Genomic DNA, 23,323 nt, shown 5'->3' on the forward strand with positions numbered 1-23,323 from the left:
CCTGGGCTCGAACCAGGGACCTACGGATTAACAGTCCGGCGCTCTACCGACTGAGCTATCGAGGAACAAGACTTAGATTATATACACAAAAATTGTCCCGAATCCACAAAACTGACTGCATCGGTTCGCAAACCCACGCGCCAACCTGAAGCCGCATGGCGCGATATGCTGGGCACCCTGCTGCCAATTTGGCGGTCTGTGCCTTGCCTCCAAGCCTGTCTGATATTTCATGACCATTCACACCATTTTGAAAATGGGCGACCCCCGCCTGCTGCGCGTGGCGCAGCCTGTCACTGCGTTCGACACTGACGAGTTGCATCAGCTGGTGCGGGATATGTTCGAGACCATGGCCTCCGTGAACGGAGCCGGCCTTGCCGCGCCGCAGATTGGGGTGGATCTGCAACTGGTGATTTTTGGTTCCAACGACCGCAATCCGCGCTATCCGGATCGGCCGCTTGTGCCGCCCACCGTACTGCTCAACCCGGTGATCACGCCCCTGGGGGTGGAAGAAGAGGAAGACTGGGAGGGTTGTCTCTCCGTGCCCGGCTTGCGCGGCAAGGTGCCCCGCTGGTCGCGCATCCGCTACACAGGCTTCGATCTGTACGGCGACCCCATTGACCGCACGGTAGATGGCTTCCATGCGCGCGTCGTACAGCACGAATGCGACCACCTGATCGGCAAGCTGTATCCCATGCGGGTGCGTGATTTCACGCAGTTCGGGTTTACCGAGGTGCTGTTCCCGGAGATCAGTGCCACCGAAGACGACTGATAGAGATCCTCTCCTGGGCCTATCCCTGCGCGGTCAGGACGACAGTTCCTGCAGCAGCTCGGTTTCGATCTGGATCTGGCGGGCGTTGTTTTGCAGCTCTGGGCCCTGGATGAGAAAGGTGTCTTCCACCCGCTCGCCCAGGGTACTGACCTTGGCCAGTTGCACGCTCAGGTGGTGCTGCGCCAGGATGCGTGCCACGAGATAGAGCAGACCGGCACGGTCGCTGGCCGAGATCGCCAGCAGCCAGCGCTGCGCCTTTTCGTCGGGGCGCAAGGTCACCCGGGGCGCTACAGGAAAGCTCTTGACCCGGCGTGACACCCGCTTGCGGGTGGGTTCTGGCAAAGGGCCGCCTTCCTCGATCACGCGCATCAGGTCGCTCTCCACCATGTGGGTCAGCTCGCGGTAGTGCCCTGGCTGCTCCGATGCCGAAGAGGCCACGACCTGAAAGGTGTCCAGCGCATAGCCGTTGTTGGCGGTGTGAACCCGCGCATCGAGGATGCTGAAACCCACACGGTCGAAGTAGCCGCAGATGCGTGCAAACAGGTCGGCCTGGTCGGCGGCGTAGACCATCACCTGCAGCCCATCACCCGCCAGCGACTGGCGGGCGCGCACCACCGGCTTGGCCGTGCCCACATGGCGCGACAGGTGGCGTGTATGCCAGGCAATGTCGGCCGCGTCATGGCGCATGAAATAGCTCACATCCAGCGTGGCCCACAGTGCCTTGTGGGCCTCAAAGGGCAGCGCATTCAGCGCCAGCAGCACCAGCGCCTCGCGCTTGCGGGCTTCGATTTCGGCCGCAGCATCGGGTGCGCGGCCACCCAGGGTGCGCAGCGTGGCGCGGTACAAGTCTTCCAGCAGCTTGCCTTTCCAGGCATTCCAGACCTTGGGGCTGGTGCCACGGATGTCCGCCACCGTGAGCAGGTACATGGCCGTGAGGTTGCGTTCATTGCCCACGCGGCGTGCAAAGGCAGCAATCACATCGGGGTCGCTCAGGTCCTGCTTTTGCGCCACGGTGCTCATGGTCAGGTGCTCACGCACCAGAAACTCGATGAGCCGGCCATCTTCGCGGTCCACGCCGTGCTGGCGGCAAAAGCGCCGTACTTCTTCTGCGCCGATTTGCGAGTGGTCGCCACCGCGTCCCTTGCCAATGTCATGGAAAAGCGCTGCCACATACAAAATCCAGGGCTTGTCCCAGCCGCCCGCCAGCTGGGAGCAAAAGGGGTATTCGTGCGCATGCTCGGCCATGAAGAAGCGGCGCACATTGCGCAGCACCATCAGAATGTGCTGGTCCACCGTGTAGACGTGGAACAGGTCATGCTGCATCTGCCCCACGATGCGACGAAACGGCCACAGGTAGCGGCCCAGCACCGAGGTCTGGTTCATCAGCCGCATGGCGTGCGTGATGCCCGAGGGCTGCTGCAGGATGCGCATGAAGGCATCGCGGTTGACCGGATCTCGACGGAAGGCGCTGTCCATCACGCCGCGTGCGTTGTACAGCGCGCGCAAGGTGCGCGCCGACAGGTCCTTGAGTCCGACCGTGGTCTGGTAGAGCAGGAAGGTCTCCAGGATCGCGTGCGGGTCGCGGGTATACAGATCGTCGCTGGCCACCTCGATAAGACCTGCCTTCTCAAAGAACCGTTCGTTGATCGGACGCGGCTCATGGGTCGATGGGTTCAGGCGCTCTTCAATGTTGAGCAGCAGGATCTGGCTGAGTTGCGACACCGCCTTCGCTGCCCAGTAGTACCGCCGCATCAGACTTTCGCTGGCCCGCATGGGCAGGCGCGAACCATCGGGTGCTTGCGAGCGGTAGCCGAACGACTCGGCCACGGCGGTCTGCAAGTCGAATACCAGCCGGTCTTCGTGCCGCCCGGCAGCCGCATGCAGACGGGCGCGGATCAGGCACAGCAGCGCCTCGTTGCGCTCGATCTGGCGCACTTCAAAGGCCGTGGCCAAGCCACTGGTGGCCAGTTCCTTCCAGTTGCTGCCCAGCCCGGCAGCCTGCGACACCCACAGGATCATCTGCAGGTCCCGCAGCCCGCCGGGCGACTCCTTGCAGTTAGGCTCCAGGGAGTAGGGCGTGTTCTCGTACTTGGTGTGGCGCTGGCGCATCTCCAGGGTCTTGGCGACCAGAAACGCCTGTGGATTCATCTGCGCGCGGTACTGGCGCTGGAATTCTGCAAACAGCGCGGCGCTGCCGCACACCAGCCGCGATTCGAGCAGCGAGGTCTGCACGGTGACATCGCCCGCGCTTTCGGCAAGGCACTCGGCCACCGTGCGCACGCTCGATCCGATCTCCAGGCCCGTGTCCCAGCAGCTGCCGATGAAGCCTTCCAGCTTCGTGCGCAAAGCACTGCCGGCCTCGGGCGCCGTGCCGTCGGGCAGCAGCAGCAGGACATCGACATCGGAATAGGGGAACAACTGGTCGCGCCCAAATCCACCGACGGCCACCAGGGCCATATCGTCGGGCAGCTCAGCGCGCTGCCACAGGGTCTGCAGCAGGTTGCCCGCCAGCGACGACAGCTTACGCAGCAGCACACGGATGCCGCGTGTCGATGCGCCGGTGGATTGCATGGCCGCCAGCAGCGCAGCCTTGTCGCTGCGGTAGGCGTCGCGCAGGGCATGGAGTTCAGTCATGGTCGGTAAGTATCGTGGGAGGCCATGAAAAAGCCATGCAAGAGTTGTGCAAGCGGCTGCCCTTTTGCGCGGGAACCGGTGGCCCGGCGCTCACCTCAGGTCTTGGTGGCGGTCACAAAGGACGGCAGCGGGGGCGAACCCGCTGACAACGTCATCACCTCGTAGCCCGTGGGCGTGACCAGTACCGTGTGCTCCCACTGGGCCGACAGGCTATGGTCCTTGGTCACGATGGTCCAGCCGTCGTTGCCAAATTCCTTCACGTCGCGGCGGCCGGCATTGATCATGGGCTCGATGGTGAACACCATGCCGGGTACCAGTTCTTCGAGCGTGCCGGGCTTGCCATAGTGCAGCACCTGGGGTTCTTCGTGGAACTTTTGGCCAATGCCGTGGCCGCAGAACTCGCGCACCACCGAGAAGCCGTGCCCTTCGGCAAACTTCTGGATCGCGTGGCCGATATCACCCAGCCGCGCGCCGGGCTTGACCTGCACGATGCCATGCCACATGGCTTCAAACGTCAGCGCTGACAGGCGCTTGGCGGCGATCGAGCATTCGCCGATCAGGAACATACGGCTGTTGTCGCCGTACCAGCCGTCCTTGGTGATCACGGTCACGTCCACATTGACGATGTCGCCCTTCTTGAGCGGCTTGTCATTGGGGATGCCGTGGCACACCACATGGTTGACCGAGGTGCACAGTGAAGCCGGGTAGGGCGGGTAGCCCGGTGGCTGGTAGCCCACGGTGGCCGAGATGGTGCCCTGCTGGGCCATGCATTCGGCGCCCAGGCGATCGATTTCTTTGGTGGTGATGCCGGGCTTGATGTGCGGTGTGATGTAGTCCAGCACTTCGGAGGCTAGACGGCAGGCCAGGCGCATGCCCTCGATGTCCTCGGCGCTTTTGATGGTGATGCTCATGGCGCAATTATCCCATTGGGCCCCCGGCTGCGCAGGCGGCCCGGCCATGCCCGGTAAAATGGAGGGCTCCGGTGCTGGTTGCACGCTGGCGCCCGGAGCCACCCTCTACCCCTGACACCCCCCAACAGGCCGCTACCGTGACCTTGCACATGACCACGCTGGCGGGCGGCAACGCCCTCAGCTCCTTCCGCGCCCAGCAACTTCAACCCGCCCTGGAGGCGATCCACCCCAAGATCAGTGGCATTGCAGCGCGTTTCGTGCACCTGGTCGCCACCGATGCGGCCCCCACTCCTGCAGAACAAGAACGCCTGGCCGCGCTGCTGACCTACGGCGACCCCTACGCGGGCCCTGAAGACGGCGCCGCGCTCATCGTCACGCCCCGCCTGGGCACGCTGTCGCCCTGGGCCTCCAAGGCCACCGACATTGCGCGCAACTGCGGCATCGCCATCCGCCGTGTCGAGCGCATCACCGAGTACCGCGTCAGCCTGAAATCCGGCCTGCTGGGCAAGACGCCCGAGCTGACGGCCGAGCAACTGGGCCATATCGCGGCCCTGCTGCACGACCGCATGACCGAATCGGTGGTGGCCGACCGCAGCGCCGCAGCCGCCCTCTTCACCGAACTGCAGCCCGCCCCCATGGAGCATGTGGATGTGCTGGCCGGTGGTCGCGCGGCACTCGAAGCGGCCAACACCCGCTTCGGCCTGGCCCTGGCCGACGATGAAATCGACTACCTCGTGACCGCCTTCACGGGCCTGAAGCGCAACCCCACCGACGTGGAACTGATGATGTTCGCGCAGGCCAACAGCGAACACTGCCGCCACAAGATCTTCAACGCCGAGTTCACCATTGACGGCGTGGCGCAGAGCAAGAGCCTGTTCGGCATGATCCGCAACACGCACCAGCTGGCGCCCCAGCACACGGTGATCGCGTATTCGGACAACGCCTCGGTCATGGAAGGCCATCAGGTGGAGCGTTTTGTGGCAAAAATGGCCGCAAGCGCTAGTGAATCAAGCGCTAATAGCTATCAAAAAAGTAGCGTTACCCAGCATGTGTTGATGAAGGTGGAAACGCACAACCACCCCACTGCCATCTCGCCCTTCCCAGGCGCATCGACCGGCGCGGGCGGCGAGATCCGCGACGAAGGCGCCACCGGCCGGGGCTCCAAACCCAAGGCGGGCCTCACGGGTTTCACCGTGTCCAAGCTCTGGGGCAGCACCGTGGGCAAGCCGGAGCACATTGCCAGCCCGCTGCAGATCATGGTCGAAGGCCCATTGGGCGGCGCGGCGTTCAACAACGAATTCGGCCGTCCCAATCTGAACGGCTACTTCCGCGAGTACGAGCAGAACGTCGGCGGTGTGCAGCGTGGCTACCACAAGCCCATCATGATCGCGGGCGGCGTGGGCGTGATCGATGCAGAGCTGACGAAAAAGATCGAATTCCCTGCAGGCTCGCTGCTGATCCAGCTGGGCGGCCCCGGCATGCGCATCGGCATGGGCGGCAGCGCGGCGAGCTCCATGGCCACCGGCACCAATGCGGCCGAGCTGGACTTTGACTCGGTGCAGCGCGGCAACCCTGAGATCGAGCGCCGTGCACAAGAGGTCATCAACCACTGCTGGGCACAGGGCACGAACAACCCCATCCTGGCCATCCACGACGTGGGCGCGGGCGGTTTGTCCAACGCCTTCCCCGAGCTGACCAATGATGCTGGCCGCGGCGCGCGCTTTGACCTGCGCGCCGTGCAGCTCGAAGAATCGGGCATGAGCCCGAAGGAAATCTGGAGCAACGAGTCGCAAGAACGCTACGTGCTGGCGATTGCGCCCGAATCGCTGGAGCAGTTCAAAGCCTTCTGCGAACGCGAGCGCTGCCCGTTTGCCGTGATCGGTACGGCCACCGAAGAGCGCCAGCTGGTGCTGCACGACCCCGCTGCCACGGCCGACGACCAGAAGCTCCCCGTGGACATGCCGATGAACGTGCTGCTGGGCAAGCCGCCCAAGATGCACCGCGACGTGAAGACCGTGGTGCGCGAATTTGCACCGATGGACTTGACCGGCGTGCCGCTGCAAAAGGCCGTGATCGACGTGCTGGCCCACCCCACGGTGGCGTCCAAGCGCTTCCTCATCACCATTGGCGACCGCACCGTGGGTGGCCTCAGCCACCGCGACCAGATGGTCGGCCCCTGGCAAGTGCCTGTGGCCGATTGCGCCGTGACACTGGCCGATTACAAGGGTTTTGCGGGTGAAGCGATGAGCATGGGCGAGCGCACGCCGCTGGCCGCCATCAACGCGCCCGCCTCGGGTCGCATGGCCGTGGCCGAGGCCATTACCAACTTGCTGGCCGCGCCCATTGAGCTGCCGCGTGTGAAGCTGTCGGCCAACTGGATGGCCGCCTGCGGTGAGCCCGGCGAAGACGCTGCGCTCTACGAAACCGTGAAGGCCGTGGGCATGGAACTGTGCCCCGCGCTGGGCGTGTCCATCCCCGTGGGCAAGGACAGTCTGTCCATGCGCACGCAGTGGAATGAAGGTTCCGACAAGAAGAAAGTCACCTCGCCCGTCAGCCTGATCGTGAGCGCCTTTGCTTCGCTGTCCGACGTGCGCGGCACGCTCACTCCCCAGCTCAACGCCACCGAGGCCGATACCACGCTGGTGCTGATCGACCTGGGCAAGGGCCAGAACCGCATGGGCGGCAGCATCCTGGGTCAGACGCTGGAGCAAAGCGGCAACGTGGTGCCCGATGTGGACGACCCCAAAGACCTGGTCAACTTGGTCAACGCCGTGAACGCACTGCGCGCCAAGGGCCAGATCCTGGCCTACCACGACCGCAGCGATGGCGGCCTGCTGGCCGCAGCAGCCGAAATGGCCTTTGCAGGCCATGTGGGCGTGGCGCTCAACGTGGACATGCTGGTGACTGAAGGCGACGGCATCAGCGACAGCCGCATGGAAACCGGTGACGCCAAGAACTGGGCGCTGCAGGTCAGTGCCCGCCGTGAAGAACTGACGCTCAAGGCGCTGTTCAACGAAGAGCTGGGCGTGCTGCTGCAGGTGCGCACGGCCGAGCGCAACGATGTGATGCAAACCTTGCGTGAGCACGGCCTGTCCAGGTTCAGCCACTTTGTGGGCAAGACGCGCCCTGCATCGTCTGAGATCGACGCAGGCAAGGGTGAGCTGCAGGTCTGGCGCGATGCCAAGGCCGTGTTCAGTGCGCCGCTGGCCGACCTGCACCAGGTGTGGGACGCGGTGAGCTGGAAGATTTGCCAGCAGCGCGACAACCCCGCCAACGCCGACGCAGAACACGCCGCAGCGGGCGAGCCCACCGACCCGGGCATGCATGTGCACCTTTCGTTTGACGCGGCAGACAACGTGGCCGCGCCGTACCTGAACCTCGCAAAACCCAAGGTCGCCATCCTGCGCGAGCAGGGCGTGAACTCGCACATCGAAATGGCCTACGCCTTCACCGAGGCGGGCTTCGAGGCGTTTGACGTGCACATGACCGACCTGCAGACCGGCCGCGTCCAACTCGAAGAATTCAAGGGCGTGGTCGCCTGCGGCGGCTTCAGCTATGGCGACACGCTGGGCGCTGGCATTGGCTGGGCGCGGTCCATCACCTTCAACCCGGTGCTGGCCGCACAGTTCCAGGGCTTCTTCGGTCGCACCGACACGTTCGGCCTGGGCGTTTGCAACGGCTGCCAGATGTTTGCTGAGCTGGCGGACATCATCCCCGGTGCACAAGACTGGCCACGCTTTACCACCAACCAGAGCGAGCGCTTCGAGGCCCGCCTCTCGCTGGTGGAAGTGCTGGAATCACCCAGCCTGTTCCTGCAAGGCATGGCAGGCAGCCGCCTGCCGATTGCGGTGGCACACGGCGAGGGCTATGCCAACTTCAAGTACCGGGGCAACGCCGACAAGGCCATTGCTGCGATGCGCTACGTGGACAACCACGGCCGCGCGACGGAGCAGTACCCGTTCAACCCCAACGGCAGCGCGGGTGGCCTGACGGCAGTGACCACGGCCGACGGCCGCTTCACGGCCATGATGCCGCACCCCGAGCGCGTGTTCCGCAACGTGCAGATGAGCTGGACCAGCGAAGACAAGGCGCAGTACAGCGGCTGGATGCGCATCTGGCGCAACGCGCGCAAGTGGGTGGGGTAGCAGGGGGCATCCCCCTGAGCGGCTGCGCCGCTTCCCCCTTCTCTCGATTCGCTGCGCGAATCGGGAAGAGGGACGCAGCCCTCGCTGCGGGGCGGCCCTTGCTCGGCAGCCCTGGCGCTTAGGGTGCGCGGGCTCGGCGGTCTGATGGTGGCGCTATCGTGCCGGGCCAACCCTTCAAAGTTGCGTTCAGGCCGCTGTTAAGGTGCGCTGGTACATCAGCAGCCGCCCTTTGTACGCCGGCACATCGGCCTGGGCGGGGTGGTCCAGTCGCTCTTCGATCACATCGAAACGGTGCACAGCCATCTGCTTATGGAAGGTGGAGCGGTTGCCCCTGTTCGGGTCCACGATCCAGATCTGCGCGCCGTCGCCTGCGTGGTGGTCCAGAAAGGTGGCCAGGGACGCACGAGCGTCGCGTTCGTACAGCACATCGCTGCCGATGATGAGGTCGAACTGGCCTTGCACCGCGTTGGCCGGTGCTGGCGCGTCCGAGCCCCATTGACCCGTGCGGTACTTCACGGGTGACAGGCCGTTCAGGCGCGCGTTTTCCTGCAGAAATTGTTGGGCCAGAGGATGGCAGTCGCTGGCAGTGACATCGATACCGCGCCGATGGCACACCAGGCTGGCCAGACCCAGTCCGCAGCCGATCTCCAGCACACGTTCGCCCGCCAGCAGGGGGCGGCTGGCCATGCGCTGGGCCAGCTGCGCGCCCGACGGCCACAACAGGCCGAAGAGGGGCCAGGCGGCCGATGAGATACCCAGCGCCTCGGCGGCGCCCAGCGGGTCGGCAAACTGCTGCTTGTCCAGCAGCGACTGGATGATCAGGTCTGCCGCGCCGGTGATGGCGATGTCTTCTTGCTTGGTCAGGTAGCCGGGCATGGCGGGGCGGTGAAGCCCGCAGAAGGCCCCATAGCGGGTAGTGGATGAGGGCGCGAGTATGCGCCTTGTGGCTGGGCAAGCATGCCCGCAGGCGGTGTGGGGCTATCTGCGAATGGCATGGCCGCTGCACGACGATGGGGCTTGCGCGGCGGTTGCCTGTGCGTTGCTATAGTGCGGCGCACACCGGCGGCTTGTTCGCCGCAATTTTTTGCGACTCATCCCAAGGACTTCCCATGGCCGCTGGCAGCCTGCTTGCTTTGCTCGACGATATCGCCACCATCCTCGACGATGTGGCCTTGATGACCAAGGTGGCGGCCAAGAAGAGCGCTGCCATGGCCGACGATGTGTCGGTGATGACCAAGGTGGCTGCACAGAAGACGGCGGGCGTGCTGGGGGACGACCTGGCGCTCAACGCCCAGCAGGTGACTGGGGTGCGCGCTGAGCGCGAGATTCCGGTGGTGTGGGCGGTGGCCAAGGGCTCGTTCATCAACAAGGTCATCCTGGTGCCCGCTGCGCTGCTGATCAGCGCCTTCGCGCCGTGGGCCGTGACGCCGCTGCTGATGGTGGGGGGCGCCTTCTTGTGCTTTGAGGGCTTTGAGAAGGTGGCGCACAAGCTGCTGCACGCCCAACATGAAGATGAGGCCGAGCATGAGAGCCACGCCAAGGCCAATGCCAATCCGGCGGTGGATCTGGTGGCCTTTGAAAAGGACAAGATCAAGGGTGCCGTGCGCACGGACTTCATCCTGTCGGCCGAAATCATTGCGATCACGCTGGGCACGGTGGCCGCTGCGCCCTTCGTGCAGCAGCTCACGGTGCTGTCGGGCATCGCCATCATCATGACCATCGGTGTCTATGGGCTGGTGGCGGGTATCGTCAAGCTGGACGACCTGGGTCTGTGGCTCAACAACAAGGCCAGCAGTGCCGCGCGTGCCCTGGGATCGGGCATCCTGCGCGCAGCACCCTGGCTGATGAAGGGGCTGTCCATTGCGGGCACTGCGGCGATGTTTCTGGTGGGTGGTGGCATTCTGGTGCACGGCGTGCCTGCGTTGCACCATGCGGTTGAGGCTGCAGGTACGGCAGCGGCGCAATGGCCCGTGGGTGGGCTGTGGGCGGTGCTGGTGCCCAACCTGCTGAATGCCGTGGTGGGCATCGTGGCGGGTGGCCTGGTGCTGGCCGGGTGGACCATGGTTCAGCGCCTGCGGGGCAAGTCCACAGCTTGATAGTGGGTATTCCTTGATCTAGGTCTAAGGGTTACTACCGAGGGCTTGAGGTAAGGCAAGGCCGGGTCGTGGCCGCAGCGGTTCAATGCATGCACGGGGGTCGTCCCCGTCCAACCGATGCGAAATACCATGAAAAAGAACCTGCTGGCTGTCGCCGTTCTCTGTGCCCTCTCTTCTGGCGCTGCCCTGGCGCAACAGGCTGAAGGCCCCTGGATGGTCCGTGCACGTGCGGTGCACCTGGACAGCGCCAACAAGGACAGCACACCGCTGGGCCTGTCGGTCAACAACAAGACCATCCCTGAAGTGGATGTGACCTACTTCTTCAACAAGAACATCGCGGCCGAGCTGATCCTGACCGTGCCCCAGAAGCACACGCTCAGCGCTGGCGGCGCAGCCATTGGCACGCTCAAGCACCTGCCCCCCACACTGCTGGCGCAGTACCACTTTGATGCCCCCGGCTTCAAGCCCTACGTGGGCGCGGGCCTGAACTACACGCGTTTCTCGAGCGTGAACCTGCCTGCGGGTGTGAGCATTGACCGCAACAGCTTCGGCCCCGCGCTGCAAGTGGGTGTGGACATCCCGCTGGCCAAGAACCTGTACCTCAACTTCGACGTGAAGAAGGTTTTCATCAAGACCGACGTGAGCGCAGGCGGTGCCAAGCTGGGCACCTTCAAGGTGGACCCCGTTCTGGTGGGCGTGGGTCTGGGCTGGCGCTTCTAAGGGCACAGGGCCCCAGGCGGGCCCTGCGTTCCTGACAATAAAAGTTCTCCAAGGGTCTGAAGGGCTGGCGCATGCGCCAGCCCTTTTTTTGTGGGTGCGGAAATGGCCTACACACGGCAGTCAGCGAGGGAACGCACAATGGGGCAGGGGAGCGTGTGGGGCGTGCCGCAATGTGGGCGCTCCAGGTGCCTCTGCTTTTGACCACCCGGCGGCGCTGCCGCCCCAACGTCCTGACGACCCATGCTCCTGCCTCGCTATTCCGACATCACCCACGGACTGACCCAGCGGCCCGCACGCATCTCCCCCAAGTATTTCTACGACCAGCATGGCTCGCAGCTGTTTGAAGCCATCACACGCCTGCCGGAGTACTACCCCACACGCACCGAAATGGCGCTGATGCAAACACATGCAGACAGCATCGCGGGCGCCGTGGGCGCAGGGCGCACCCTGATCGAACTGGGCGCGGGCAACTGCCAGAAGGCCCGCACCCTGTGCCGCCTGGTGCAGCCGGCCTGTTTTGTGGGCGTGGACATTTCGGCGGATTTTCTGGAGCAGGCGGTGCAAGGGCTGCGCGACGACTTCCCGGCGCTGGATGCCCGCGCGCTGGCGGGCGACATGACCCTGGGGGTGTCACTGCCTGACGACATTCCCCGCACCGGGCGCCTCGTGTTCTACCCTGGCTCGTCCATCGGCAACTTCGACCCGCCGCACGCGCTGGAGCTGCTGGCCCACATGCGCGAGCTGATCGACGACGATGGCGGCCTGCTCATCGGCATCGATTTGCCCAAGGATGTGGCGGTGCTCGAAGCCGCCTACGACGATGCAGCGGGGGTCACCGCCGAGTTCAACCGCAATGTGCTGCGGCATGTGAACCGCCTGATCGGCAGCGACTTTGACGTGGCGCAGTGGCAGCACCGTGCGTTCTTCAACACCGAGGCGTCGCGCATTGAAATGCACCTGGAGGCTGCCTCTGACACCGAGGTGTGCTGGCCCGGCGGCGGTCGCAGGTTCGACCAGGGCGAGCGCATCCACACCGAGAACAGCTACAAGTACCCGTTGCCCGTGTTCACCGACATGCTTGCGCGCGCCGGTTTTGCGCAGGCCCAGGCGTGGACGGACGAGCGGGGCTGGTTCGCGGTCGTCCACGCCCGTCCTTGACCGGTGGCTGCCATGACCGTGACATCCCCCGCATTCGACACGCTGCTGGCGCGCTACACCGCCGTGCGCGGCCGCTCGCTGGCCCTGGCGGCACCACTGTCGCCCGAGGACTGCGCCGCGCAGTCCATGCCCGATGCCAGTCCCACCAAATGGCACCTGGCCCACACCACCTGGTTCTTTGAGACCTTTGTGCTCGAAGCCCACGAGCCCGGTTTTCAGCCGTTTGCACCGGCGTTCCGGGTGCTGTTCAACTCCTACTACAACGGTGTGGGTGCCAAGCACCCGCGTCCGCAGCGCGGGCTGCTCACGCGGCCATCGCTGGACGAGGTGCTCGCCTACCGGGCCGACGTGGACGCCCGCATGGCGCGCCTGTGGCCCGCTGTGGCGCACGACACTGCGCTGCGTGGCCTGATCGAGCTGGGCCTGCAGCACGAGCAGCAGCACCAGGAGCTGATGCTCACCGACATCCTGCACCTGCTGTCCTGCAACCCCTTGTTCCCTGCCTATGCCAAGGCTTCTGACGCTGTGGCGCCCGAGGCTGGCGAAGCACTGGCGTGGCATTCCTTTGACGGGGGGCTGGCCGATATCGGCGACGCTGGCAACGGCTTTGCCTTTGACAACGAGGGCCCGCGCCATCGTGTGTATCTGCATCCCTACGCGCTGGCCTCGCGGTTGGTGACGCAGGCCGAGTATCTGGCGTTTGTGGAAGGTGGCGGCTACCACAACCCGCTGCTCTGGCTGGCCGAAGGCTGGGACTGGCGGGCGGCGCAGGGTCTGGAGCAGCCTCTGTACTGGCATCGCATCGACGCGGCCTGGCACCAGTTCACGCTGGCCGGCCTGCAACCGCTGCAGGGCAACCAGCCGGTGGTGCATCTGTCGTACTACGAAGCCGATGCCTACGCGCGCTGGGTGGGCGCGCGCCTGCCCACCGAGGCTGAATGGGAGCATGCGGCCGCGCAGGGTGCCGCTGGCGTGGCGCAGTGGCACGGCGCTGCCTGGCAGTGGACGCAGTCGAGCTACGCGCCGTACCCCGGCTTCCGGGTGGCCGAAGGCGCCGTGGGTGAGTACAACGGCAAGTTCATGGTCAACCAGTACGTGCTGCGGGGCTCGTCCAGCGCCACGCCGCCGGGGCACGAGCGACTGACCTACCGCAACTTCTTTCCGGCCACGGCGCGCTGGCAGTTCACCGGCATTCGGCTGGCACGCGACATCGGCTGAAGGCGGCCAGCGCCTGGCGCTGGCCGTCATCGACCCGCCGCGTTGGGGCCAGCATGACGGTGTCGCTACGTGTCGTGGTCTTGTTTGCTATTAAATATGTAGCTGATGGCGCATATTCCACTAGCGCTTGGACGCAAAAAGTCTCAAAAGTACGGTGACAGGTGCCTGGCCATGCGCCTGTGGGGGCGCATGGCCATTCGCACATCACACCTTGTCGAGTGCCTGGGCCAGGTCCGCCCGCAGGTCGTCGATGTGCTCGATGCCGACCGACAGGCGCACCATGCTTTCGCTCACGCCCGCCTTGGCCAGCTCTTCGGGATTGAGCTGGCGGTGGGTGGTGGACGCGGGGTGGGTGGCCAGCGACTTTGCATCGCCAATGTTCACGAGGCGCGTGAAGAGCTGCAGCGCGTCGAGGAAACGGGCACCTGCCGCACGTGGATCGGCGTCGCTGTTCTTCACGCCAAAGCTCAGGATGCCCGATGCCTTGCCGCCTGACTGGCGTTGCACCAGCGCGTGGTCCGGGTGGTCGGGCAGACCGGCGTAGCGCACCCATTCGACCTTGGGGTGGCTTTGCAGGTACTGGGCAATGGCCAGCGTGTTGTCGCAGATACGGTCCATGCGCAGCGCCAGGGTTTCGATGCCTTGCAGGATGAGGAATGCATTGAGCGGCGCCAGCGCCGCACCCGTGTTGCGCAGTGGCACCACGCGTGCACGGCCGATGAAGGCGGCGGGGCCCAGCGCCTCGGTGTAGACCACGCCGTGGTAGCTCACGTCGGGCTCGTTCAGGCGCGGGAAGCGTGCCTTGTGCTCCGCCCACGGGAATTTGCCGCTGTCCACAATCGCGCCGCCCACGCTGTTGCCGTGGCCGCCCAGGTACTTGGTGAGCGAGTGCACCACGATGTCCGCGCCATGCTCGATGGGGCGCAGCAGGTAGGGGCTGGGTACCGTGTTGTCCACGATCAGCGGCACGCCATGGTCATGCGCCACCTTGGCCAGCGCGGCGATGTCGGTCACATTGCCCAACGGGTTGCCGATGGACTCGATGAAGATCGCCTTGGTGCGCGCATCGATGTGCTGCGCAAAGCTGGCCGGGTCGCGCGGGTCGGCAAAGCGGGTGGTGATGCCCTGCTGCGGCAGCGTGTGGGCAAAGAGGTTGTAGGTGCCGCCGTAGAGCGTGCTCGCCGAGACGATGTTGTCGCCCGCCTCGGCAATGGTCTGGATGGCGTAGGTGATGGCGGCCATGCCCGAGGCCACGGCCAGCGCGGCAATGCCGCCTTCCAGCGCCGCGACGCGCTTTTCGAGCACGTCGGTGGTGGGGTTCATGATGCGGGTGTAGATGTTGCCCGGCACCTTCAAGTCAAACAGGTCGGCGCCATGCTGGGCGCTGTCAAACGCGTAGGCCACCGTCTGGTAGATGGGCACGGCCACGGCCTTGGTGGTGGGGTCGGGGCTGTAGCCCGCGTGGACGGCCAGGGTTTCGATTTGCATGGGTGCTGTCTCTTTCATTGAAGGGATGGGAGTGGCACAACCGGGCTCAGCCCATGGCTGGACGAGGCCCGGTGTGCCGATGGCGCGGGCCATTCTGGCACCCTGGACCCCTGGCGTCATCGAATCGTTGGCTATGTGCTTATGACGTTCTTGTGCGCGCTGGACTCTTTCAGGCCGAGGGCTCGTCCATGGCGCTGTCCATGGGCTCTGGGGTGGTGCGGCGCGCCTGCTGGCTGCGGCGCCAGGCCTTCTCGATTTCCACGACCACCAGCACCACCAGCGCGGCGCCGATGCACAGCACCAGCTCACCCAGGCTCAGCGGCTCGGTGCGGAAGATGGGGTTGAGCCAGGGCACATAGATGGTGGCCATCTGCAGCGCAAAGGTGAGCAGCACGGCACCCAGCAGCGGACGGTTGCTCAGCAGGCCCAGGCGCCAGATGGGTTCGGATTCGGAGCGGATGGCGATCACATGCGCCATCTGCGCCAGCGTGAGCACGGTGAACACCATGGTCTGCCAGTGCGTGTGGCCGGTGTGCAGGGCCCAGGCCTGCACCGCCAGGCACAGCCCACCAATGAGCAGGCCCACGCCCAGGATGTGCTGCCACATGCCGTGGGCAAACAGGCTTTCGCGCGGCGCGCGGGGCGGGCGCTGCATGATGCCGCGCTCGGCAGGCTCGGCCGCCAGAGCCAGGCCGGGCAGGCCGTCTGTGACGAGGTTGACCCACAGGATGTGGATGGGCAGCAAAGGGATGGGCAACAGCAACAGCGGCGCCAGGAAGATGGTCCAGATCTCGCCCGAGTTGCCCGTCATCGCGTAGCGCACAAACTTGCGGATGTTGTCGTAGATGCGGCGGCCCTCGCGCACCGCGGCGACGATGGTGGCGAAGTTGTCGTCCAGCAGCACCAGGCTCGATGCCTCGCGCGCCACGTCGGTGCCGCCCTGGCCCATGGCCACGCCGATGTCGGCACGTTTGAGCGCCGGGGCATCGTTCACGCCGTCGCCCGTCATGGCCACAAAGTGGCCCTGGGCCTGCAGCGCCTCGACGATGCGGATCTTCTGCGCCGGGTCCACGCGGGCGTAGACCTGCACCTGCTCCATGCGGGCGCGCAGTGCGGCATCGTCCAGTGTGGCCAGGTCGGCGCCGGTGAGCACCGGGGCATCGCTACTCTTCACAATGCCCAGGCGGTGCGCAATCGCGCGCGCGGTGGCGGGGTGGTCGCCCGTGATCATCACCGGGGTGATGCCCGCGCTGATGCAGTCGCGCACTGCGGCCTGGGCCTCGGCGCGGGGTGGGTCGATGAGGGCGATCAGGCCCAGCAGCTCCAGCTGGTTTTCTACTGCGTCGATGTCGTTGGTGTCGGGCAGGCGGGCGTGGCTGCGGCGGGCGAGGGCCAGCACCCGCAGGCCCTGGGCGGCGAGCTGCTGGGCGGTGGCGAGGACCTTGGCGGTGTCGAGTGCGGCAGCGCCTTCAGGCGTCCAGTGGGCGGTGCAGCGGGGCAGCACGGATTCGGGCGCGCCTTTGGTGTAGGCCACAAAGCCTGCGGCCGCGCGGTGGAAGGTCGTCATGCGCTTGCGGTCGGAGTCAAACGGTTGCTCCTGCACGCGGGGGCTGGCGGCATCGAGCTGGGCCTTGTCCAGCCCGCCCGCGTGGGCGGCCAGCACCAGTGCGGTCTCGGTGGGGTCGCCCAGCCAGTGGATGCCCGACTGGCCCTCTTCGTTGTGGACCTGCAGCGTGGCGTCGTTGCACAGTGCGGCGGCGCACAGGGCTTCGGCGTGGGCGGGGCCGGGCAGGGGATCGCCGGGCACCCAGCGCACGCCGTGGGCCAGCAGCAACTCGGCATGCATGCGGTTCTGAGTCAGGGTGCCGGTCTTGTCCGAGCAGATGGTGGTGACCGAGCCCAAGGTCTCCACCGAGGGCAGACGCCGCACCAGGGCATGCACCGCCACCATGCGGCGTGCGCCCAGGGCCAGCAGCACCGTGACCACGGCGGGCAGGGCCTCGGGGATGGCGGCCACCGCCAGGCTGATGGCGGTGAGGGCCATGAGCAGCGGCGCCTCGCCGCGCAGCACGCCCACCACAAAGATCACCGCGCAGATGCCCAGCACCGCTATCGCCAGGCGCTTGCCAAACGCCGCCAGGCGCAGTTGCAGCGGCGTGCTGCGGTCGCCGGTGTCGAGCAGCGTGGCCACCTTGCCCAGCTCGGTGTGCATGCCGGTGGCCACCACCAGGCCGCGTGCGCGGCCGTGGGTGGCGGTGGTGCCCTTGAAGGCCATGTTGGTGCGGTCGCCGAGCGCGCCCACGTCTTCGGCTGCCAGGGCTTCGGTCTGTTTGGCTACGGTGACGGACTCGCCCGTGAGGGCCGATTCATCCACCTGCAACTGCGCAATCTCGATGAGCCGCAGGTCGGCCGGGATCTGGTTGCCCGCCTCCAGCAGCACGATGTCGCCGGGCACGAGCACGGTGGCAGGAACCACCTGCAACGCACCGCTGCGCAGCACGGTGGCGTGCGCCGCCGCCAGCTTGCGCAGCGCCGCCATGGCCTGGTCGGCGCGCCAGGCCTGCACAAAGCCGATGACGGCATTGAGCACCACGATGACGAGGATCACCAGCGTGTCGGTGACCTCGCCCACCAGCCCCGAGATGACGGCCGCGCCCAGCAGCACCAGCACCATGAAGTCCTTGAACTGGTCGGCCAGCAGGCGCCACCAGGGGCGGTCCTGCGATGCGACCAACTCGTTGGCGCCATGGGTGGCGCAGCGGCGCAGCGCTTCGTCGGCATGCAGGCCTGCGTCAGGGTTGACGCCATGGGCCTGGGCCACGGCGTCGGTGGGGTGCAGGTGCGGCGCGGTGGATGGGGACATGCGGCGATCAGTGAAACGGGCCGCACGCCCGCACAAAGACTTCTTCGGCGTTGCCTTAGTGCGCGACTTGCGGCCGGGCTTTGTAGAACTGGAGCGGGGCTTCTGGCACCTGGTTCAGCACCTGGCGCTTGATCTTGCCCACCACATGCATTTCACAGGGCTTGCAGTCAAAGCGCAAGGTCAGCTTTTCCTTGCCATTGATCAACATCAAGGGTTCGGCCTTGATGGTGCCCTGGACACCCGTCACGCCCTTGGCCTGTTTGGGGCAAAGGCTCATGGAAAAGCGCACGCAGTGCTTGGTGATCATGAGGCTGACCTCGCCTTCCTCTTCGTGCGCCTCGTAGGCCGCGTCGATCACCTTCACGCCGTGGCGCACGTAGAAGTCGTGGGCCTTGTGGTTGAACACATTGCCCAGGAAAGAAAGCGTGTCCTCTGGGTAGGGTGCAGGCGGCTCCACCGGCGTGGCGCGCGGCAGGCGGGCAAAGTTGCGGGCGCGGTTGGCTTCCAGGTCGGCCACGGCATCGCGGCGCAGGGCGTTGACCACCGAGGCGGGCACAAACCAAGGCTGCGAGAGCTGCAGCGCAATGTCATGCACCGCAAACACCGTGGCGCCAAAGCGGCCGAGCTGCTCGCGCAGGCTGGCCTCGGCCTTGGCCGCATCAGTGGCTGGCTGGTGGGGTTGCTGCACGGATGCAGAGCCCACGTTGCCGTCCTCGTCGGTCAGCATCAGGCTGAAGCCGGTGGGCGTTTCGCTCAGGTGCGCCCACAGGCCGATGCGGCGGTCGCTGGACTTTTTCTCCAGCGTGCGCACCCAGTCCATGTCGCGGTTGCGGTTGACCTCGGTGCCCTTGCGCAGGTCCTTGAAGCCGTCCATCGGGTCCTTGGGGTACACGCGCCACTGGCCCACGCTGCGGGCCGACACCGGCTCGGCCACGTTGATGGCCATGCCCACCAGCTCCTTGTGCAGGTCGTAGTAGCACAGGCCGTCGCCGTTGTGCAGCACGGTGGCGGGGTCACTCAGTTCAAGCTCCACAAAGTCTGGGCCCAGCTTGGTCACCCAGCCGATGGCCTGGCCGGGGTTTTTGGGGGTGTCGAACGCGCCGATGTCTTCCTTGCGGCCGGTCACGAAGTAATCGGTGAACTCGCGGTTGAAGTTCTGCAGCGGGTCGGGCGTGAAGGTGAAGGTGGTGCGACCGCTGGACGAGCGCGACAGCGGCCGGCCTTGGGCCTCGCGCTCTTCGATGATCTCGTCGAGCAAGGTGCGGTAGTGGGCGGTGATGTTCTTCACGTAGCCCATGTCCTTGTAGCGCCCTTCGATCTTGAAGCTGCGCACGCCCGCATCGATGAGTGCGCGCAGGTTGTCGCTCTGGTTGTTGTCCTTCATGCTCAGCACGTGCTTGTCGTGCGCGATGAAGCGGCCCTGCGCGTCGGTCACCTGGTAGGGCAGGCGGCAGGCCTGGCTGCAGTCGCCGCGGTTGGCGCTGCGGCCCGTTTGCGCATGGCTGATGTTGCACTGGCCACTGTAGGCCACGCACAGCGCGCCGTGGATGAAGAACTCGATGTTGGCGCGCCCCGGCGCATCCACGGGCCCCAGCGCCTTGTGCACTGCGGCGATCTGCTGCACCGTCAGTTCGCGTGCCAGCACGATCTGCGACAGGCCCGCGTCCTGCAAGAAGCGTGCTTTTTCGGGCGTGCGGATATCGGTCTGGGTGCTGGCGTGCAGCTGGATGGGCGGCAGGTCGATTTCGAGCAGGCCCATGTCCTGGATGATCAATGCATCCGCGCCCGCCTCGTACACCTGCCAGGCCATCTTGCGCGCGGCCTCCAGTTCATCGTCGCGCAGGATGGTGTTGAGCGTGATGAAGATGCGGCTGTTGAAGCGATGCGCGTGCCTGACCAGGCGCTCGATGTCCCGGATGTCGTTGCCCGCACTGGCCCGCGCGCCAAAGGCCGGGCCGCCGATGTAGACGGCATCGGCGCCGTGGTTGATGGCTTCGATGCCAATGTCTGCATCGCGCGCGGGCGAGAGCAGTTCGAGCTGGTGGGGCAGTAGGGACATGGGGCGTGATTATCCCAGCCTGCCTGGCCGGGCGGTGGGCGCCGGACTCATTAGCCCGGTTAATGCCGGAGCAAATTACTAAGTTTGCTTAGTAATTTTGCGAAAACGAGGGTTGAGGTGGCTACGATGCGGGGTTTGTTGTGTACAAGTTCGGTGCACAACAGGATGATTTGACCGACCCAGGAGACTTTGTACCGTGCTGCGCCCCGTTTTTGCTTCTTCGCCCCTGTTCCGAATTTCTGCGCTGACCGCCCTTGCGATGGCGGCCCATCTGGCCTCTGCCCAGGACGTACAGACCGTCAAGATCGCACATGCGGGCCCGGTGTCGGGCGGCATTGCCCACATCGGCAAAGACACGGAAAACGGTGTGCGTCTGGCCATTGACGACCTGAACGCCCAGAACCTCGTCATCGGCGGCAAGAAGATCAAGTTTGAAATCGCGGCCGAAGACGACGCGGGCGACCCACGCCAGGCCACTGCCGTGGCCCAGAAGCTGTGCGACCAGAAGGTGGCGGGCGTGGTGGGGCACCTGCAATCGGGCACGTCCATTCCCGCCTCGGCGGTCTACGCCAAGTGCGACCTGCCACACATCACGGCCTCGGCCTCCAACCCCGACCTGACCAAGCCCGGCCACAAGACCACCTTCCGCCTGATCGCCAACGACAACGCGCTGGGTGCTGCCCTGGCCTTGTTTGGTGCGGACCACCTCAAGCTCAAGAGCGTGGCCATCATCGACGACCGCACGGCCTATGGCCAGGGCGTGGCCTCGGTTTTCAAGGCGACGGCGCAACAAAAGGGCCTGAAAGTGGTGGCTGAGGAGTTCACCAACGACAAGGCCACCGACTTCATGGCCATCCTCACCGCCATCAAGAACAAGAAGCCCGACGCGATTTTCTACGGCGGCCTGGACGCCCAAGCTGGCCCCATGCTGCGCCAGATGGAGCAGCTGGGCCTGGGCAACGTGAAGTTCTTTGGCGGTGATGCGCTGTGCACCGAGAAGCTGCCCGAACTGTCAGGCAAGACCCCCGCGCTGAAGAATGTGACCTGCGCGACGGGCGGTGCCTCGGTGGACAAGATGCAGGGCGGCTCGGACTGGAAGAAGCGCTACGACGCCAAGTTCCCCGGCCAGTTCCAGATCTACAGCCCCTATGCCTATGACGCCGCCATGGTGCTGGCCGACGCGATGAAGCGCGCCAACTCGGTGGACCCCAAGGTGTTCGCGCCGTTCCTCGCCAAGACTGAATACAAGGGCGTGACTGCCAACATCGCCTTCACCGCCAAGGGCGAGCTGACCACGCCCGCCGTGACCTTGTACACGTTCAAGGACGGTAGCCGCGTGGCATTGAACTGAGGTCACCCTCCGGCGTTGCTTCAGCGACTCCTGACCCAACGGCCGCTCCCTGCGGCCGTTTTTGCGTGCGGCGTTTGGCTTTACAGTCAGATCCCATCGCAAGAACGCGCGGGCCCCCGGTGCCCGCCAAGGAGCCCAGGTATGCGCGCACTGTTTGGATTGGTCGGACTGGTGGTGGTGCTGGCCATCGTGGGCCTGCTGGCCAAGAAGCAACTGGCGGCCACGAGCGCCCCCGTGCCCGCATTGCAAACCGCCACAGGCGCGGCGGGGCCTGCGTCGGTGCCGACCGGAACGGTGCGTGAGCAGAGCCAGCAGATGCAGCAGCAGGTCAAGCAGCAGGTAGAAGGCCTGATGCAACAGGCACGCCCCATGCCCGAAGACGAGAAAAAATGAGCCAGATCGGCTTCAAGCACTGATACTTCATGCCTTGGATGCTATTGAAAATATAGTGATGAAAACCGCCGACGATGCGCACTGGATGCGACTGGCCCTGGCCGAGGCGCAAGCCGCAGCCAGCGCGGGCGAGGTGCCCGTGGGCGCCATCGTGGTCAAGGACGGCCAGGTCATCGCCACCGGCCGCAATGCCCCGGTGGAAGGTCACGACCCGACGGCCCATGCCGAGATCGTCGCCCTGCGTGCGGCAGCCCAGCGCCTGGGCAACTACCGGCTGGACGGCTGCAGCCTGTATGTGACGCTGGAGCCTTGCGCCATGTGCAGTGGCGCCATGCTGCATGCCCGCCTGGCACGGGTGGTGTTTGGCGCGATGGAGCCCAAGACGGGTGCGGCAGGCTCGGTGCTCAACCTGTTTGGGCATGCCGAGATCAACCACCAGACCGAGGTGCAGGGCGGGGTGCTGGCCGAGGAGTGCGGCGGCCTGCTGAGCCGCTTTTTTGCGCAGCGGCGCCGCCAGCAACGCGCCGAGGCATTGGCCCGCCACCCCCTGCGTGACGATGCCTTGCGTACACCCGATGCGGCTTTCGCGAACCTGCCCGGCTACCCCTGGGCTCCCCACTACGTCAGCGACCTGCCGAGTCTGGCAGGCCTGCGCCTGCACTACCTGGACGAAGGCCCCCGCGATGCGCGCCGCACCTGGCTGTGCCTGCATGGCAATCCGGCTTGGAGCTACCTCTATCGCCGCATGCTGCCCACCTTTCTGGCTGCAGGTGACCGCGTGGTGGCGTCCGACCTGATCGGCTTTGGCAAAAGCGACAAGCCCAAGAAGGAAGGTGCGCACCAGTTCGAATGGCACCGCCAGGTGCTGCTGGAGCTGATCGAGCGGCTGGACCTGCGCAATGTCGTGCTGGTGGTGCAGGACTGGGGCGGCATCCTGGGCCTCACGCTGCCCATGGCGATGCCTGAGCGGTTTGGCAGCCTGCTGGTGATGAACACGCTGCTGGCCACAGGCGATGCACCGTTGCCCCAGGGCTTTTTGGACTGGCGTGCGATGTGCCGGGACAAGCCGCTGTACGGGGTAGGGCGCCTGGTGGCACGCGGCAACCCGCACCTGCATCCCGACGAATGTGCGGCGTACGATGCGCCCTTTCCGGACAAAGGCTACCGGGCTGCGCTGCGCGCGTTCCCCGAACGTGTGCCTGCCGATCCCGATGACCCCGGCGCGGCGCTGTCGCGTGCAGCCCGCGATTTCTGGCAGCAGCAGTGGCAAGGCCGCAGCCTGATGGTGGTGGGGGCGCAAGACCCCGTGCTGGGGCTGCCCACCATGCGGGCGCTGCAACACAACATCCGTGGATGCCCCGAGCCGGTGGTGCTGCCCCATGCGGGCCACTTTGTTCAGGAGCACGGCGAGGCCATTGCCGCACAGGCTGTGGAATACTTCACGCACTGATGTGCCCGCTCGTGCCCCTTGACTGCATGGGGCAGCGGGCATCCCCCCTGTTTACGGAGCAGGCCCCC

At 65.6% G+C, this 23,323-nt stretch carries 15 protein-coding genes; 9 read left to right on the top strand and 6 right to left on the bottom strand.

Annotation, left to right across the window (positions count from 1 at the left end):
* Positions 1 to 229: 229 nt before the first annotated feature.
* Positions 230 to 769, top strand: a complete 540-nt coding sequence (gene def / locus ACTJKQ_RS17160) for a peptide deformylase (RefSeq protein WP_056067371.1) — start codon at positions 230 to 232, stop codon at positions 767 to 769.
* 33 nt (positions 770 to 802) lie between these two features.
* On the opposite strand, the gene ACTJKQ_RS17165 is transcribed toward def, so the two are convergent.
* Together ACTJKQ_RS17165 and map are read right to left on the bottom strand one after the other, a co-directional pair.
* Positions 803 to 3,403: a [protein-PII] uridylyltransferase gene (locus ACTJKQ_RS17165; protein ID WP_121943201.1), complete on the bottom strand. Its 2,601-nt coding sequence runs from the start codon at positions 3,401 to 3,403 to the stop codon at positions 803 to 805.
* A 95-nt stretch (positions 3,404 to 3,498) separates the two neighbouring features.
* Positions 3,499 to 4,314 carry a type I methionyl aminopeptidase gene (map, locus tag ACTJKQ_RS17170; RefSeq protein ID WP_056744190.1) on the bottom strand — a complete coding sequence of 272 codons (816 nt, stop codon included), beginning with the start codon at positions 4,312 to 4,314 and terminating at the stop codon, positions 3,499 to 3,501.
* A 137-nt stretch (positions 4,315 to 4,451) separates the two neighbouring features.
* On the opposite strand from map, the gene purL reads away from it, so the two are divergent.
* Positions 4,452 to 8,459: a phosphoribosylformylglycinamidine synthase gene (gene purL, locus ACTJKQ_RS17175; protein WP_440597530.1), complete on the top strand. Its 4,008-nt coding sequence runs from the start codon at positions 4,452 to 4,454 to the stop codon at positions 8,457 to 8,459.
* 186 nt (positions 8,460 to 8,645) lie between these two features.
* On the opposite strand, the gene ACTJKQ_RS17180 is transcribed toward purL, so the two are convergent.
* A complete protein-coding gene (locus ACTJKQ_RS17180) occupies positions 8,646 to 9,335 on the bottom strand; it encodes a class I SAM-dependent methyltransferase (protein ID WP_440597531.1) in 690 nt (229 codons plus the stop codon).
* A 233-nt stretch (positions 9,336 to 9,568) separates the two neighbouring features.
* Here ACTJKQ_RS17180 and ACTJKQ_RS17185 point away from each other — a divergent pair, with 233 nt between their 5' ends.
* The 4 genes from ACTJKQ_RS17185 (at position 9,569) to egtB (ending at position 13,651) form a co-directional block, all read left to right on the top strand.
* A complete protein-coding gene (locus ACTJKQ_RS17185; protein ID WP_440597532.1) occupies positions 9,569 to 10,555 on the top strand; it encodes a DUF808 domain-containing protein in 987 nt (328 codons plus the stop codon).
* 129 nt (positions 10,556 to 10,684) lie between these two features.
* Positions 10,685 to 11,275 carry an OmpW/AlkL family protein gene (locus tag ACTJKQ_RS17190; RefSeq protein WP_015013729.1) on the top strand — a complete coding sequence of 197 codons (591 nt, stop codon included), beginning with the start codon at positions 10,685 to 10,687 and terminating at the stop codon, positions 11,273 to 11,275.
* Positions 11,276 to 11,515: 240 nt separating this feature from the next.
* The gene (egtD, locus tag ACTJKQ_RS17195; RefSeq protein ID WP_440597533.1) at positions 11,516 to 12,433 is read left to right on the top strand and encodes an L-histidine N(alpha)-methyltransferase; all 918 of its coding nucleotides are present in this window, start codon (positions 11,516 to 11,518) and stop codon (positions 12,431 to 12,433) included.
* Positions 12,434 to 12,445: 12 nt separating this feature from the next.
* Entirely contained in the window at positions 12,446 to 13,651 is a 1,206-nt protein-coding gene (egtB, locus tag ACTJKQ_RS17200; RefSeq protein WP_440597534.1) for an ergothioneine biosynthesis protein EgtB, read from the top strand.
* A gap of 204 nt (positions 13,652 to 13,855) precedes the next feature.
* Here the strand turns inward: egtB and ACTJKQ_RS17205 are convergent, their stop codons facing one another.
* The 3 genes from ACTJKQ_RS17205 to ACTJKQ_RS17215 form a co-directional block, all read right to left on the bottom strand.
* The gene (locus tag ACTJKQ_RS17205; protein ID WP_440597535.1) at positions 13,856 to 15,139 is read right to left on the bottom strand and encodes an O-acetylhomoserine aminocarboxypropyltransferase/cysteine synthase family protein; all 1,284 of its coding nucleotides are present in this window, start codon (positions 15,137 to 15,139) and stop codon (positions 13,856 to 13,858) included.
* Positions 15,140 to 15,308: 169 nt separating this feature from the next.
* Positions 15,309 to 18,002 (bottom strand): cation-translocating P-type ATPase, encoded by a 2,694-nt coding sequence (locus ACTJKQ_RS17210; RefSeq protein ID WP_440597536.1) that lies wholly within the window; start codon positions 18,000 to 18,002, stop codon positions 15,309 to 15,311.
* 55 nt (positions 18,003 to 18,057) lie between these two features.
* A complete protein-coding gene (locus ACTJKQ_RS17215; RefSeq protein ID WP_440597537.1) occupies positions 18,058 to 20,061 on the bottom strand; it encodes a peptidase U32 family protein in 2,004 nt (667 codons plus the stop codon).
* A gap of 259 nt (positions 20,062 to 20,320) precedes the next feature.
* Between ACTJKQ_RS17215 and ACTJKQ_RS17220 the strand changes: the two genes are divergently transcribed.
* The 3 genes from ACTJKQ_RS17220 to tadA all read left to right on the top strand — a co-directional run bounded on the left by ACTJKQ_RS17220 (position 20,321) and on the right by tadA (position 23,255).
* Positions 20,321 to 21,412: a branched-chain amino acid ABC transporter substrate-binding protein gene (locus tag ACTJKQ_RS17220; RefSeq protein WP_440597618.1), complete on the top strand. Its 1,092-nt coding sequence runs from the start codon at positions 20,321 to 20,323 to the stop codon at positions 21,410 to 21,412.
* 141 nt (positions 21,413 to 21,553) lie between these two features.
* Entirely contained in the window at positions 21,554 to 21,805 is a 252-nt protein-coding gene (locus ACTJKQ_RS17225; protein ID WP_440597538.1) for a hypothetical protein, read from the top strand.
* Positions 21,806 to 21,863: 58 nt separating this feature from the next.
* Positions 21,864 to 23,255, top strand: a complete 1,392-nt coding sequence (tadA, locus tag ACTJKQ_RS17230; protein WP_440597539.1) for a tRNA adenosine(34) deaminase TadA — start codon at positions 21,864 to 21,866, stop codon at positions 23,253 to 23,255.
* Positions 23,256 to 23,323: the final 68 nt, after the last annotated feature.

The sequence above is a fragment of the Acidovorax sp. 22279 genome, assembly GCF_052045435.1.
GTDB lineage: Bacteria > Pseudomonadota > Gammaproteobacteria > Burkholderiales > Burkholderiaceae_C > Acidovorax > Acidovorax delafieldii.

Coding starts and splice junctions, on each gene's coding strand:
- def (WP_056067371.1), top strand. CDS start 230: ATGACCATTCACACCATTTTGAAAATGGGCGACCCCCGCCTGCTGCGC.
- ACTJKQ_RS17165 (WP_121943201.1), bottom strand. CDS start 3,403: ATGACTGAACTCCATGCCCTGCGCGACGCCTACCGCAGCGACAAGGCT.
- map (WP_056744190.1), bottom strand. CDS start 4,314: ATGAGCATCACCATCAAAAGCGCCGAGGACATCGAGGGCATGCGCCTG.
- ACTJKQ_RS17180 (WP_440597531.1), bottom strand. CDS start 9,335: ATGCCCGGCTACCTGACCAAGCAAGAAGACATCGCCATCACCGGCGCG.
- ACTJKQ_RS17185 (WP_440597532.1), top strand. CDS start 9,569: ATGGCCGCTGGCAGCCTGCTTGCTTTGCTCGACGATATCGCCACCATC.
- ACTJKQ_RS17190 (WP_015013729.1), top strand. CDS start 10,685: ATGAAAAAGAACCTGCTGGCTGTCGCCGTTCTCTGTGCCCTCTCTTCT.
- egtD (WP_440597533.1), top strand. CDS start 11,516: ATGCTCCTGCCTCGCTATTCCGACATCACCCACGGACTGACCCAGCGG.
- egtB (WP_440597534.1), top strand. CDS start 12,446: ATGACCGTGACATCCCCCGCATTCGACACGCTGCTGGCGCGCTACACC.
- ACTJKQ_RS17205 (WP_440597535.1), bottom strand. CDS start 15,139: ATGCAAATCGAAACCCTGGCCGTCCACGCGGGCTACAGCCCCGACCCC.
- ACTJKQ_RS17210 (WP_440597536.1), bottom strand. CDS start 18,002: ATGTCCCCATCCACCGCGCCGCACCTGCACCCCACCGACGCCGTGGCC.
- ACTJKQ_RS17215 (WP_440597537.1), bottom strand. CDS start 20,061: ATGTCCCTACTGCCCCACCAGCTCGAACTGCTCTCGCCCGCGCGCGAT.
- ACTJKQ_RS17220 (WP_440597618.1), top strand. CDS start 20,321: ATGGCGGCCCATCTGGCCTCTGCCCAGGACGTACAGACCGTCAAGATC.
- ACTJKQ_RS17225 (WP_440597538.1), top strand. CDS start 21,554: ATGCGCGCACTGTTTGGATTGGTCGGACTGGTGGTGGTGCTGGCCATC.
- tadA (WP_440597539.1), top strand. CDS start 21,864: ATGAAAACCGCCGACGATGCGCACTGGATGCGACTGGCCCTGGCCGAG.